12 protein-coding genes are annotated in these 13,713 nt (G+C 69.8%); 6 read left to right on the forward strand and 6 right to left on the reverse strand.

Annotation, left to right across the window (positions count from 1 at the left end; genetic code table 11):
- The first annotated feature begins 3 nt into the window (after positions 1–3).
- On the forward strand, positions 4–1,380 hold the full coding sequence (locus ACFQ4H_RS14090) for an STM4012 family radical SAM protein (protein WP_377570888.1): 1,377 nt from the start codon (positions 4–6) through the stop codon (positions 1,378–1,380).
- On the forward strand, positions 1,367–2,317 hold the full coding sequence (locus ACFQ4H_RS14095; protein ID WP_377570890.1) for an STM4011 family radical SAM protein: 951 nt from the start codon (positions 1,367–1,369) through the stop codon (positions 2,315–2,317). The genes ACFQ4H_RS14090 and ACFQ4H_RS14095 overlap by 14 nt, the downstream gene beginning before the upstream one ends.
- A gap of 295 nt (positions 2,318–2,612) precedes the next feature.
- On the opposite strand, the gene ACFQ4H_RS14100 is transcribed toward ACFQ4H_RS14095, so the two are convergent.
- Entirely contained in the window at positions 2,613–2,906 is a 294-nt protein-coding gene (locus ACFQ4H_RS14100) for an antibiotic biosynthesis monooxygenase family protein (RefSeq protein ID WP_377570893.1), read from the reverse strand.
- Positions 2,907–3,274: 368 nt separating this feature from the next.
- Here ACFQ4H_RS14100 and ACFQ4H_RS14105 point away from each other — a divergent pair, with 368 nt between their 5' ends.
- The gene (locus ACFQ4H_RS14105; protein WP_377570896.1) at positions 3,275–4,276 is read left to right on the forward strand and encodes a TerC family protein; all 1,002 of its coding nucleotides are present in this window, start codon (positions 3,275–3,277) and stop codon (positions 4,274–4,276) included.
- An 87-nt stretch (positions 4,277–4,363) separates the two neighbouring features.
- Here ACFQ4H_RS14105 and ACFQ4H_RS14110 read toward each other — a convergent pair whose 3' ends face one another.
- The 5 genes from ACFQ4H_RS14110 to typA form a co-directional block, all read right to left on the reverse strand.
- A complete protein-coding gene (locus ACFQ4H_RS14110) occupies positions 4,364–5,317 on the reverse strand; it encodes a C40 family peptidase (RefSeq protein ID WP_377570898.1) in 954 nt (317 codons plus the stop codon).
- Positions 5,318–5,477: 160 nt separating this feature from the next.
- Complete coding sequence (locus tag ACFQ4H_RS14115) at positions 5,478–6,575, reverse strand: mandelate racemase/muconate lactonizing enzyme family protein (RefSeq protein WP_377570899.1); 1,098 nt, start codon at positions 6,573–6,575, stop codon at positions 5,478–5,480.
- Between the two features lie 136 nt (positions 6,576–6,711).
- The gene (locus ACFQ4H_RS14120) at positions 6,712–7,437 is read right to left on the reverse strand and encodes a lysoplasmalogenase (RefSeq protein WP_377570902.1); all 726 of its coding nucleotides are present in this window, start codon (positions 7,435–7,437) and stop codon (positions 6,712–6,714) included.
- Positions 7,438–7,554: 117 nt separating this feature from the next.
- On the reverse strand, positions 7,555–8,424 hold the full coding sequence (locus ACFQ4H_RS14125; protein WP_377570904.1) for a serine hydrolase: 870 nt from the start codon (positions 8,422–8,424) through the stop codon (positions 7,555–7,557).
- Positions 8,425–8,458: 34 nt separating this feature from the next.
- Entirely contained in the window at positions 8,459–10,327 is a 1,869-nt protein-coding gene (gene typA / locus ACFQ4H_RS14130) for a translational GTPase TypA (RefSeq protein WP_377570906.1), read from the reverse strand.
- A 209-nt stretch (positions 10,328–10,536) separates the two neighbouring features.
- Here typA and ACFQ4H_RS14135 point away from each other — a divergent pair, with 209 nt between their 5' ends.
- The 3 genes from ACFQ4H_RS14135 (at position 10,537) to ACFQ4H_RS14145 (ending at position 13,537) form a co-directional block, all read left to right on the forward strand.
- Positions 10,537–12,195: a CocE/NonD family hydrolase gene (locus ACFQ4H_RS14135; RefSeq protein WP_377571009.1), complete on the forward strand. Its 1,659-nt coding sequence runs from the start codon at positions 10,537–10,539 to the stop codon at positions 12,193–12,195.
- Positions 12,196–12,359: 164 nt separating this feature from the next.
- On the forward strand, positions 12,360–13,232 hold the full coding sequence (locus ACFQ4H_RS14140; protein ID WP_377570907.1) for an N-acetylmuramoyl-L-alanine amidase: 873 nt from the start codon (positions 12,360–12,362) through the stop codon (positions 13,230–13,232).
- A 71-nt stretch (positions 13,233–13,303) separates the two neighbouring features.
- On the forward strand, positions 13,304–13,537 hold the full coding sequence (locus tag ACFQ4H_RS14145; protein ID WP_377570910.1) for a hypothetical protein: 234 nt from the start codon (positions 13,304–13,306) through the stop codon (positions 13,535–13,537).
- Positions 13,538–13,713 lie beyond the last annotated feature (176 nt).

Below are 13,713 nucleotides of genomic sequence, written 5' to 3' on the forward strand. Positions count from 1 at the left end.
TTGATGGACGCCTTGGCTGGTTCGCCCTACCAGGGCTATCTCTATGCATATCCGCACAAGACGGCGTACCGGCCGTTGGCGCCACGTCCGGCACTGCGTGACGTGTGGGCCGCGGAACGTACCGACGCGCTCTTTCTCTACCTGCACCTGCCGTTCTGCGAGATGCGGTGCGGATTCTGCAACCTGTTCACCCGGGCCAATCCGCCGGCCGAGCAGGTGAGTGCCTATCTCGACCAGTTGGGCCGGCAGGCGGCACGGGTGCGGGACGCGCTGCCGGTCGGTACCGACTTCGCCCGGGTCGCCGTCGGGGGTGGCACACCGACGTACCTGACCGCCGCCGAGCTGTCCACGCTGTTCGACCTGGTGGCGGGGTTCGGGGCTCGGCTGGGGGCGGTGCCGATGGCGGTGGAGACCTCACCGGCGACCGCCACCAGCGACCGGATCGGGGTACTGGCCGAGCGGGGTACGACCCGGGTCAGCATCGGTGTGCAGAGCTTTCTCGACACCGAGGCGCGGGCGGCCGGTCGCCCGCAGCGTCGAGCGGAGGTGGACCGGGCCCTGGCCACCATCCGTGGGCACGCGATTCCGGAGCTGAACATCGACCTGATCTACGGCATCGGCGGCCAGACCGCACAGACCTGGGCCGGGTCGCTGGCGGCGGCCCTGTCGTGGCAGCCGGAGGAACTGTTCCTCTATCCGCTCTATGTACGACCGCTGACCGGGCTGGGGCGCCGGGGCCCGCTGCTGAACCTGGCGGACCGGTCCGTCCCGGACGAGCCCGACCGGGGCGCTGGTGAGCAGCCCGACCGGGCGTGGGACGAACAGCGGCTGGCGCTCTACCGCCAGGGCCGGGACACGCTACGGGCGGCCGGCTACCGCCAGCTGTCGATGCGCCACTTCCGCCGTGCGGACCTGCCCGACCTGGACGGCCCCGGTTACTGCTGCCAGGAGGACGGCATGGTCGGGCTCGGCTGCGGCGCCCGCTCCTACACCGCCGACCTGCACTACTCGTTCGACTACGCGGTCGGCGTCGGGCAGGTACGGGCGATCATCGACGACTATCTGCGCCGCCCCGCCGAGGACTTCGACGTGGCCGAGGTCGGCTTCCGACTCGATGCCGTGGAACAGCGCCGACGCTGGCTGGTGAAGTCGTTGCTCCGGGTCGAGGGCTTCGCCTCGGCGGCGTACCGGGACCGGTTCGGCAGCGCCGTCCACGACGACTTCCCGACCCTGGACACGCTGGCCGACCGAGGATGGCTGACTGCCGGCGCCGAGCGGATCGCACTCACCGACGCGGGGGTGGAGCGGTCCGACGCCATCGGTCCATGGTTGGTTTCCGGACCGGTACGCGCGGCGATGGCGGACTATGCGCTCCGGTGAGTCGTCCGCGACGGCCCGGAGGTCCGGCCCGACGAATCTGTCCATTCTCTACCGGGGGCCACTGGCCAGCTGCAACTACGACTGCGGCTACTGCCCGTTCGCCAAACGTCGGGACAGCCGTACGGAGTTGCGGGCAGACCGGGCGGCGCTGGAACGGTTCGTCGACTGGGTGGTCCGCAACCCGGACGGTGACCGGCTGTCGGTGTTGTTCACGCCGTGGGGGGAGGGGCTGACCCGGTCGTGGTACCGGAGCGCCCTGGTGACGCTCTCCCGGCTCGACCACGTCGACCGGGTGGCGATCCAGACGAATCTCGCCTGTCGGCTGGACTGGCTGGCCGACGCCGACCGCCGGGCCGTGGCGCTCTGGGCGACGTACCACCCCGATCAGGTGGCACGCGCCACGTTCCTGCGCCGGTGCGCGATCCTGCGGGAGCTGGGCGTACGGTTCTCCGTCGGGGTGGTCGGCCTGCCGGATCACCTCGACGAGGCCCGAGCCCTGCGGGCCGCCCTGCCCGACGAGGTCTATCTGTGGGTCAACGCGGCTGAGGGGCACCGTTACAGCAGCGCCGCCGAGGCCGAGTGGACGGCGATCGACCCGTTGTTCGGTTACAGCGTCCGGCCGCACCGCTCCGGTGGGCAGGGGTGTCGTACCGGTGACACGGTCGTTTCCGTACGCGGTGACGGCACCGTACAACGCTGTCACTTCGTTGCCGAACCTCTGGGCAACCTGTACGACGGCTCGTACCGGGCCGCGCTCGGTCCCCGCCCGTGCCCGGTGCCGATATGCGACTGTCATATTGGCTACGTCCATCTGAGGACGCTGCCGCTGTACGACGTCTTCGCCGGCGGGGTGTTGGAACGGATTCCGGCCGACTGGTCGTCGAGCGATCCGGGTTGGGGCGTGCCCGTCCGGGTGTTGCGCGGAACGGTTCAGTAACCCGACCGTAGCGACGCGGATCTGCCGGGCCGCCGCCCGGACCCGGCAGCCCCGAACCCGCCGGGTCCGGCGGGATCGGGGAACCGATGCGCGTCAGCACCGATGGTTCCCGAGTCACGACGGGCCGGCGGAGAGGCTAGCGCGGGGGTACGACATTGTCGCCCCGTCGTCAGCGGACAGCCGGGTCTGCGAACGGTGTGCCCGGGGCGACCGTTGCAGCCGGCCGATGCCTGTTGGTGCCTGTTCGACCAGGTCAGCCGGCCTTGGGAGGGCCCAGGGGCGGTACGGCGAAGGCTCAGACCGGTACGTCGGTGAAGTGCTCGACCACCGGCGGTGTGGCGAAGTAGGGGCCGATCAGGCTGCGCCAGGTGGTGAATCGCTCGGTTGCCCGGAAGTTCTCCTCGTGGGCGGCGACCGAGTCCCATTCGACGATCAGCACGAACCGGGACGGCGACTCGATGCCCCGGGTCATCCGGACCGACCGGCAGCCGGGCGTTCCGGCGAGTACGGCATGTCCCTTGGCGTACGCCGAAGCGAAATCGTCCTCCTGGCCGGGAACCACGTCGATGAGCGCGACCTCAAGCACCATGCCGGGAGCCTCGCATGGCGATCCGGGCGGTCGACGATCGGGGTTCCCGCAATACCCCTAGCCTCCTAGGAAGCGCTGTCGGCTGTGTGGTGCGTCACCGAACCCCCAATGGTGATGTGCGAAAACGGGCTCGGATGGTGAACAATGGCGGCCGAGGAGGGGAGTATTCCCTCGCACGACGTCGTCAACACGGTTCGCGGCCAGCACACCAAGCCGGCCAAGACCCGGCGTCGTTGGTTGCCGTGCCAGGGGTACACCCTGGTCCGGTGGCGGAAGAGACCTCCGACAGTCACCCCTTTTGGCGTCCCCGGCACGTACTGCTCTGCTGCGTCCGTGTCTGCGATGTCATGTGTCTGCCGGAGGCGTAGTTGAACGTGTCTATCTGGGTGTGGGTGGGAACTCTCGTCGTACTGACGGCGGTCCTGCTTTTCGATCTCCTGATCATCGGCCGTCGGCCGCACGAGCCCAGCATCAAGGAATCGAGCCTCTGGGTCGCCTTCTACGTCGGCCTCGCCCTGATCTTCGGAGTCGGCATCTGGCTGACCTCCGGGGCGACCATGGCCGGCGAGTTCTACGCCGGTTGGCTCACCGAGTACAGCCTCTCGGTGGACAACCTCTTCGTCTTCGTGATTATCATGGCCCGGTTCGCGGTACCTCGGGCCTACCAGCAGAAGGTGCTGCTCATCGGCATCGTGCTGGCGCTGGTCATGCGCGGTGGGTTCATCGCTGCCGGTGCTGCGTTGATCTCCCAGTTCTCCTGGGTCTTCTACATCTTCGGCGCGTTCCTGGTGTACACGGCGATCAACTTCCTGCGTCAGGGTGAGCAGGAAGAGGAGGACTTCAAGGAGAACCTGCTCATCCGGTGGAGCCGGCGGGCGCTTCCGCTGTCGCGTACGTTCGACGGTGCCCGGATGACCACGCGGGAGAACGGACGTCGGATGTTCACCCCGATGCTGGTCGTGATGATCGCCATCGGTACGACGGACCTCATCTTCGCCCTTGACTCCATCCCGGCGATCTTCGGCATCACCTCGGAGCCGTACCTGGTCTTCACCGCCAACGTCTTCGCCCTGATGGGGCTGCGGCAGCTCTACTTCCTGCTCGGTGGTCTGCTCGACCGGCTGGTCTACCTCAACATCGGGCTCGCGGTGGTGCTCGGCTTCATCGGCGTCAAGCTGGTGCTGGAGGCGCTCGCCGACAACAACCTGCCGTTCATCAACGGTGGCGAGCATGTCTCGTGGGCGCCGCACGTCCCGATCGGTGTCTCCCTCAGCGTCATTCTCGGGTCGCTGGCGGTCGCGACCGTGGCCAGCCTGATCAAGTCGTCCCGGGACCGGCGGCGGGAGATCGCTGCTGCGGCCAAACGGTGAACGGACCCGCCTCCGGGCGGTGACAGACGTCGGCGGCCACGTGGCCGCCGACGTCTGTGCGAGAACACCATCGCGGCTGGTTCGCGGTCAGATGCGACGGGCTTCGACCAGGGTCGCCATCCGATCCTCGGACAGCACCTCCTCCACTACCCCCCGATGCTGGTAGCAGGCGTGCAGCATGCGCCGCTGGCCGCCGTCCTCCGGCACGGCGGTGACGATCCCGACGTGGTGGATGCGTTTCCCGGGCCGGGCGAAGAAGTACAGGTCGCCCGGCCGTTCCGTGCCGAGGGGCAGGTCCGTGGTGGTCCCGGCCTGCTCGTGGGCGTCGCGGGACAGCCGTACGCCGAGCCGCCGCCAGGTCAGGTTGACCAGGCCGGAGCAGTCGATGCCGTACGGTGACAGGCCGCCCCAGACGTAGGCGACCCCGGTCAGTCGGCGGGCGACAGCCAGCGCCTCGTCGGCGGTGGGCGGCCGGGTCGGCAGCGACGTGACGTGCTCCTCCCGAACCCAGAGCGGTTCCCGGTGTCCTGGCACCCGCACCGGGTGCCAGCCGGCCTCGGCGGGCCCGGCGGAGGTGAGCCGGGTGCCCAGGACGACGTCGGTCAGCCGGACCTCGCCGCCGGCGGTGACGTGCAGGCCGGTACTGGCGGTGTCGACGACCAACCGCTCACCTGATCCGGCGGCATCCTGGTCGGCGGTGTCCGAGCCGGTCGGGCCGGGTTCGTGGACGGCCAACTGCCGGGTCGGTAGCCAGCCCGGGTAGCCACGTGCGTCGAGCGTGGAGGCCGGCTGCTCGACGGCTATCACCCTGGCCCAGCCGTCGGGTCGGATCTCCTCCACGAGGACCCGGTCACCGAGTAGCAGTTGGCTGAGCATGCATTTGCCGACCCGCTGGTCGGCATCCATGGTGGCGACCCAGCCGGGGATGTCCGGCTGGGTCGCCACGGCTGGCGCGTCGACCGGTCGGAGGTCTTCCGGTGCGGACCACAGCGTCGCGACGTTGGCCCGTACGACTGCCTCCTGGCCAGGCTCTGGCGTCACTTGAATTCCCGCCCTTCTCCGGCTCGACTCGACCGGCCAGCTTCGTCAAAATATTGCCAGTCATGACTGACTTTACTGAAGATTATCTTCAAGATGCCCGGTCCCGCCTAGCCTCGATCCGGCACGGCCGAGCGTCCAGCCCCGGTCCGGCCGATCGGGTTCACCCCCGGGATGCCGAGGCGGTGCCGTCAAGCCCGGTGATGCCCAGGCCGGGGGCGTTCGGGAGCAGCACCGTCGCATCGGCGTACCGGATGCCACCGCGTACCGGCGACCAGGCCAACCACCAGGCGGCATCCAGATCGGACACGGCGCTGGTGCCGTAGGCGGCGACGAGGCTCGCGGCGGCGCCCACCCCGATCTGGCTCTCCATCATCGAACCCACGATCGTGCCCATCTCGTGCGCCACGGCCAGGTCCAGCAGGGTACGGGCGGCACCCAGCCCACCGCACTTGGCCAGCTTGACGTTGACCATGTCGGCCGCCCGTCGGCGGATCACCTCGACCAGGTCCCGTACGCCGAAGACCGACTCGTCCGCGAGGATCGGCAGGTCGACCCGGTCGCTGACCCAGGCGAGACCGTCCAGGTCCCAACGGGACACCGGCTGCTCGATCAGCTCCACGTCGAGGCCGGCCTCCTCGATCCCTCGGATGATCCGTACGGCTTCCCGGGGCGTCCAGCCCTGGTTGGCGTCGAGCCGGATTCGTGGCTGCGGGCCGACGGCGGCCCGGACCGCCCGTACCCGGGCGAGGTCGCCGGCCGGGTCCCGGCCCACCTTGAGCTTGAGGACGGTGAAGCCTTCACCGACCCGCTGCTGGGCCTTCCCGGTCAGGGCGGCCACGTCGCCCGAGGACAGGGTCACGTCCGTCGGTACCCGCAGGCTGGTTCCGCCGAGCAGGCGGACCAACGGTACGCCGAGCCGCTGTGCGGCCAGGTCGTGCAGCGCGGTGTCGACGGCGGCCCGGGCTGCCTCGTTGCCGACCACCGCGCGTCGTACCTCGTCGCAGCGGGCCACCAGGTCGTCGGCGTCCCGGCCGACGAGCATCGGGCCGAGCAGTTCGGTGACGCAGGCGGCTGCGCCGCCGACCGACGCCCCGGTCACCTGCCACACCTGTGGCGCCTCGCCGAAGCCGGATCGCCCGTCTCTGTCGACGACCTCCACCACCAGTGTCTCGACGGTCGTCGTCTGTCGGAGCGCGGTGACGAACGGCGTGTGTAAGGGGGCCGAAAGGCGATGGGTGCGTACGGCGGCGATGGTCATGCAGGGCACCCTATCCGTCGGTGACCGGCGGCGAGGGGACAGCCGGACCCCGCCGCCGGGTGTCCGTGAGGGCCGGCTGCTGGACCGCCCAGGGTGAGCCTGCCGGTGGCCGGTGGGGTGGGACGAAGGCGGGCCGTCAGTGCGAGATCGCGGGTGTGCCGGCCACGACGGTCGGGACGGGAGCGTTCGGTGTCGAGCGGGCCAGCCAGCCGGTGACGATCAGGGTCTGCCCGATGAGATAGGTCAGCATCACCCAGATCGGTGGACCGGGCAGGGTGGCGACGTCCGCCACCCCGATGGCGATCATCAGGTCGGAGACGACGAAGAACACGCCGCCGACGCCGGCCCACCAGCCGAGGCCACTGGCGCTGGCCGCCATGGTGACCAGGGCGGTCGCGTACACCGCGACCGGCAACGCCACCCCCAGTTCGGTCAGGCCGGGCCACAGCCAGGCGAGTGCGGTGGCGGTCAGCACGGCGTACGCGATGGGAACGGCGACCAGCGGCGGGCGGCGCAGGGCTGCGCCGGCGCTGCCGGTGCCGGCCCCGGCCGGGGCCCGGAGGAATGCGGCGATGTAGCACAGTTGGGCGCCGAGGAAGAACGACATGCCGATGAGGAACCAGCCGGTGCCCGGGGACAGCAGGGTGACGTCCCCGGCGGTCGACAGGGCCAGGGCGGCCAGCACGAGTCGACCCGTGCGACCCCCGTGCTCCCTGGTGACGAGCCACACGTAGACGCCGAGCAGCGGCATCAGCAGCGGCTTGGTCGCCCATTCCAGCGCCTGGTGCTGGAAGCCCACGATGATCACGTTCGCGACCGCCAAGACGGCGTACGCGATGAGGACGGCACGGCTACGCGGCATCGGGGTTCTCCTGCGGTGGGCGTTCGACCGCGGGGCCGGGCGACGTCCCGGTCAGCGGATTGCGCGGAGCGTACCGCGGGTGGCGACCCCGCGACTACCCTGCGGTAACCGGCGGGGTCAGCCGGCGGTGGCCAGGGTGTGCCGGGCCGACCATGCCGCTGCCGAGACCCGGGCGATCAGTCGGCAGGCGTCGTCGTCGCTGTCTCCGGTCGGCCCGCCGTCGGCCAGGTTGGTGGTGGTGCAGACCACCACCGCGTACGGCGGCGCGTCGTCGGGGAAGACCACGCCGGCACCGTGGCGGACGCCGTGTACCCAGCCGCCCTTGTGCGCGATCCGGGTGTGTGGCGGTAGTCCGACGGCAAGGTCGTCCCGGTGTTCCTGGGCGAGCAGTACGTCGATCATGGCTGCGCAGGTGGCCGGCTCGGCGATCGGGCCGGGGTGGTCCGCGCCCCGGGCGATGGCCCCGAGGAGGGTGGCCAGGTCGGCGGCGGTGACCAGGTTGTTGCTGCCGGCGTCGCGGGCGGCGAAGTCCTCGATGCCCCGGGCGGTGACGCTGTTCCGGGCTCCGGCGCGGGCCCAGATGTCGGCGACGGCGGGCAGGCCCACGTGGGCCAGGACGATGTTGGTGGCCAGGTTGCTGGACTTGACGATCATGCGGCTGGCCAGCCAGCGCAGGGTCGCGGTGTCGCCGAGCCGTTCCCAGACCGGTTCGTCGTTGTCGTAGTGCCGGGCGCAGCTGAACCGGGGCGCACCCGGCTGAGCCGACCCGAAGTCGTTGCGTACCGGCACGGAGGCGTCGAGGCTGAGGGTGCCGGCCTCGGCTGCGCGGTACAGCGCGGCCAGCACCGCCACCTTCATGGTGCTGGCCGCGTAGTGGGTGACGTCGGGTAGCCGGGTGTAGGCCGGTGCGGCGTCCAGCCGTCCGACGTATGCAGAGATGGTGCCGGAGGTGGTGGCCAGGTCGGCGTCGAGATCATCCCAGATCATGTCGCCGACCGTAGCCGATCAACTAAGTGGTGGCTCAGCCGGCGTGCTTACGGCGGGCCGCCGCCCGACCACGGGCGGTCTGGTCGAGTACGACCTTGCGCAGTCGTACGGCCACCGGGGTCACCTCGACGCACTCGTCCTCGCGGCAGAACTCCAGGGCCTGCTCCAGGGACAGCTTGCGCGGCGGGATCAGCTTCTCCGTCTCCTCGCTGGTGGAGGAGCGCATGTTGGTGAGCTTCTTCTCCTTGGTGATGTTGACGTCCATGTCGTCGGAGCGGGAGTTCTCCCCGACGATCATGCCCTCGTAGACCTCGGTGGCCGGCTCGACGAAGAGGGTGCCGCGCTCCTGGAGGTTCATCATCGCGAACGGGGTGACCACGCCGGAGCGGTCGGCGACCAGGGAGCCGTTGTTGCGGGTACGCAGCTCGCCGAACCACGGTTCGTAGGACTCGAAGACGTGGTGCAGGATGCCGGTGCCCCGGGTGTCGGTCAGGAACTCGGTACGGAAGCCGATCAGGCCCCGGGCCGGCACCAGCCACTCCATCCGGATCCAACCGGTGCCGTGGTTGACGAGCTGTTCCATCCGGCCCTTGCGGGTGGCCAGCAGTTGGGTGATCGCGCCGAGGTACTCCTCGGGGGCGTCGATGGTCAGCCGCTCGACCGGCTCGCAGGTCCGGCCGTCGATCTCCCGGGTGACCACCTGGGGCTTTCCGACGGTCAGCTCGTAGGACTCGCGGCGCATCTGCTCGACCAGGATGGCCAGGGCCAGTTCGCCCCGGCCCTGCACCTCCCAGGCGTCCGGCCGGTCGGTGGGCAGCACCCGCAGCGAGACGTTGCCGATCAGTTCCTTGTCCAGCCGGTCCTTGACCATGCGGGCGGTGACCTTGGCGCCCTTGACCCGGCCGACCAGCGGCGAGGTGTTGGTGCCGATGGTCATCGAGATGGCCGGTTCGTCGACGGTGATCAGGGGCAGTGGACGCGGGTCGTTCGCGTCGGCGAGGGTCTCGCCGATCATGATGTTGGGGATGCCGGCGACGGCGATGATGTCGCCCGGCCCGGCCAGGTCGGCGGTCTTGCGATCCAGGCCCTCGGTCATCAGCAGTTCGGAGATGCGGACCTTCTCGGTCGTGCCGTCGGTGCGGCACCAGGCGACCGTCTCGCCCTTGCGGATGGTGCCCTGGCGGACCCGGCACAGGGCCAGTCGGCCGAGGAACGGCGATGCGTCGAGGTTGGTGACGTGGGCCTGTAGCGGAGCGGTCTCGTCGTAGGCCGGCGGCGGGATGGTCTCCAGCAGGGTACGGAACAGCGGCTCCAGCGAGGTGCTGTCCTCGGGGACCGTACCGTCGGCGGGCTGGGTCAGCGAGGCGATGCCGTCCCGGGCGCAGGCGTAGATGATCGGGAAGTCGATCTGCTCCTCGTCGGCGTCGAGGTCGAGAAAGAGTTCGTACGTGTCGTCGAGTACTTCCTTGATCCGGGCGTCCGCCCGGTCGACCTTGTTGATCACGAGGATGATCGGCATCCGGGCGCGGAGCGCCTTGCGCAGCACGAACCGGGTCTGCGGCAGCGGGCCCTCGCTGGAGTCGACCAGCAGAACGACGCCGTCGACCATGGTCAGGCCCCGTTCCACCTCCCCGCCGAAGTCGGCGTGGCCGGGGGTGTCGATGATGTTGATCGTGACCGGGTCGGACCCGTCGGCCGGCACGTACCGCACGGCGGTGTTCTTGGCCAGGATGGTGATGCCCTTTTCCCGTTCCAGGTCCATCGAGTCCATCACCCGGTCGGCCACCTCGGCCCGGGCGCTGAACGCGCCGGCTTGCCGCAACATGGCGTCGACCAGGGTTGTCTTGCCGTGGTCGACGTGGGCGATAATGGCGACGTTGCGGAGGTCGGCACGGGTCTGCATACCCATATCCTCCCGGGTGCCGACTCGGGACCGCTCGTCGGGGGGTCACTCAGCGTGTCCTGGATCTCCGGGTAAAAGCGGATGTGGGCGCGCTCGGCGGGTGACATGCTGGCCAGCGTGCCCAGGGGATCGATGCACATGATCGCTAGGTGGTGGCGGGTCGGGCGACCGCGATGTCGGTGGTCGTCGGCTCCGTGGCGGGCCGGGAGATGATCAAGGGGATCGCCGTCCGGGCCGCCGCCCGGGCGCTACGGCTGCCGCCGATGGTCACCCGTCACGTAACCGTGCGGCGCGACATCCGGGTCCGGGTACGCGACGGTGTGCCGCTGCTCACCGATCACTACGCGCCCGACCTGCCGGACGCACCCGCCGTCCTGGTCCGTACGCCGTACGGGCGCGGCGGCCCGATCCGACTGCTCGGCCGGTTGCTGGCCGGGTACGGCTTCCACGTCGTGGTGCAGTCCTGTCGGGGCACGTTCGGGTCCGGCGGCGTCTTCGAGCCGTTGGTGCACGAGTCCGCCGACGGGTTGGACACCATCGACTGGTTACGCCGCCAGCGTTGGTACGCCGGAAGGTTCGGCATGTTCGGGGTGAGCTACCAGGGGTTCGCCCAATGGGCGGTGGCAGCCGATGCCGGGGCGGACCTGTCGGCCATGGTCGCCGTGGTGACCGCCTCGACGACCCGGGACTGCACCTACGCCGGTGAATCGTTCTCCCTGGACACCGTTCTGACCTGGGCCGAACTGATCGAGGCGCAGACCGTACCCTGGCTGGCCCGGCAGGTCGAACTCAAACGCGGCCAGCCCCGGCTGCTGGCCGGGCTCGCGCACCTGCCGCTGGCCGAGGCCGACCGGATCGCTACCGGGGCCACCGTCGCGTTCTTCCAGGAGTGGTTGCGGCACCACACACCGAATGCCGACTACTGGCGATCCCGGGTGTTCGACGACCAGTTGGCCCGCTCCCATGCGCCGGTGGCGATGGTGACCGGCTGGCACGACATCTTCCTCCCCGCCCAACTGGCCGACTACGCGACCCTGCGGGCGGCGGGCCGTCGGCCGTACCTGACGATCGGGCCGTGGACCCACGGCAGTCCCCGGCTGGCCGCCGCGGCCCTGCGGGAGGGGGTGGCCTGGCTACGGGCACACCTGGCCGGTGACCGGACCGGGCTACGGACCGCGCCGGTACGCATCCACGTCGGTGGTGCCGGTGGCGGCTGGCGGGACCTGCCGGACTGGCCACCACCGGCCGAACGCGTCGCCTGGCACCTGCAACCCGGTGGCGGGCTCGCCACGACCGTGCCACCACCGTCCACACCGGACGGATTCTGGTACGACCCGGCGGATCCGACCCCGTCGCTCGGCGGCCCTCTCCTGGTGGCCCAGCGGGCCGGTCCGGTCGACAACCGTCCGGTGGAGGCCCGACCCGACGTGCTCACCTACACCAGCGCCCCGTTGGCCGCACCGCTGGAGGTCGTCGGCCCGGTCGCCGCCGAGGTGCACGTACGCAGCCTGCTGCCGTACCTGGACGTGTTCGTCCGACTGTGCGAAGTGGACACGCGGGGACGGTCGTGGAACGTGTGTGACGGCCTGGTCCGGGTGGTCCCGGGCCGGTTCCCGTCCGACGGCGACGGCGTGGTCCGGGTTCCGGTGTCCATGTGGCCGGTGGCGCACCGCTTCGGTCGCGGGCACCGGTTGCGGTTGCAGGTCTCCGGCGGTGCCCATCCCCGGTACGCCCGGAACCCCGGCACCGGGGAGCCACTCGGTACGGCGGCAACCCTGCGCGCCGGTTTCCGGGAGATCCTGCACGATCCGGACCATCCATCTGCCGTGTGGCTGCCGACCGACTGCTCCGAGCCACCGGAAATCTAGGTTTGGCACGCCCCTGACCTGGACTTATGTACATCACTGTAGTTACCGTTCGAATATCGCCCGGCGTTGTGCACCCGGACAACCGGCCGGTCCGCCGGGCGCTGGAAACGCCTCTTCGCGTGGCTGCGCCACGCGTCCCGGCCCGGAAGTTGGAGGGCTGATCGATGCGACTACTTTGGCTGGCCGACGTGCTTCGCGCCGCCGGTCTCACCGTGCACGAGGTTGCCGGCTGGCGGGACCGGGGCGCGGTCGAGTTCGAGCCACGAGGGGTCATCTGCCACGAGACCCGCGGCTCCCGGAACTCCACCGACGCCGGAGAGATCCGTGTGCTGCTCAACGGATCGGAGACGGCACCGCCACCGATCGCGCAGCTCTACCTGTCCCGTACCGGCGACTGGCACGTCGTCGCGTCCGGACGGTGCAACCATGTCCGGGTCGGCTGGGCCGGCCCGTTCAAGGGCAGCGGCAACACCAGGCTGCTCGGCATTGAGGCACAGCACGCAGCCGGAGAGGCCTGGACCGCGACGCAGTACGAGTCCTATGTGAATGGTGTGGCGGCCATCCACCGGCACACCGGTTGGGGGCTCGCCGGGCACAAGGAGCACCAACCGGGTGGCCATGGACATTCGAGCAGCAAGACCGACCCAGCTTTCAACATGGACCAGTTCCGCCGGGATGTGTCCGCAGTGCTGGACTCGAAGGAGAACATCATGCCTGCGCTTACCGATACCCAACAGCAACAGCTACTCAAGCTCGTCTCCGACATCAACTACATCCTGTGGCGGGGCGCGCAGAAACCGGATGGCAGTGGCCGTACCGATTTCCGCCAGTACTTCTACGACATCGAGGGGCTGTTGGTGGAGATCAAGGCCAACCAGCAGGCGATGGCTGGCAAGGACTGGGTCGATGAGGAGCAGATCATCGAGGGGGTGCTGGCTGGTCTGGGCACCAGGGATCTCGACGCCGTGGCGACCGCGCTGCGGGCTGCCTTCGGCGACCGGACACCGCAACTGGCGGCAAAGCTCGCTGCCACCTGAGAAACCTCCGGCTCGGGTCGTCGATGCTTGACGCGGTCCGATAAAGTCCCTCGCCTAGAGGAGGGCGCGGTATGCCTAACGCACCTGTGGAAAGCAAGGTAAAGGCCGCGACTGCGGCAGGCGCGGGTTCCGCGGCAGTCGTCACCCCGTTCGTGGTCTGGGTGGTGGACCAGCTTTTCTTCAATGGCGACGCGACACCCGAGGTGCCGCTGCCGGTCGTCGGGATGATCGGACTCGTCGTCACCGGTGCCTGCACCTTCGTCGGCGGTTGGTACGCCAAACACACACCCCGGCCGACGGACTGACCCGGGATCGGCGGCCCGTCAGGCTCTTCCGGACTGACCACACACCCCGAGCCGCCCGGGCTGCCACCCGACATCCGGCCTCCGCTCGACGCTCCTTGGGTTTCCTGTCGAGCTGAGTCGTCTGTGCTGTCGGCCTGTCCCCGCCCGACTCGTCAGGAGTCGGATCCACTCGGCCG

This window comes from Micromonospora sonneratiae, from assembly GCF_042679305.1.
Lineage (GTDB): Bacteria > Actinomycetota > Actinomycetes > Mycobacteriales > Micromonosporaceae > Micromonospora_H > Micromonospora_H sonneratiae.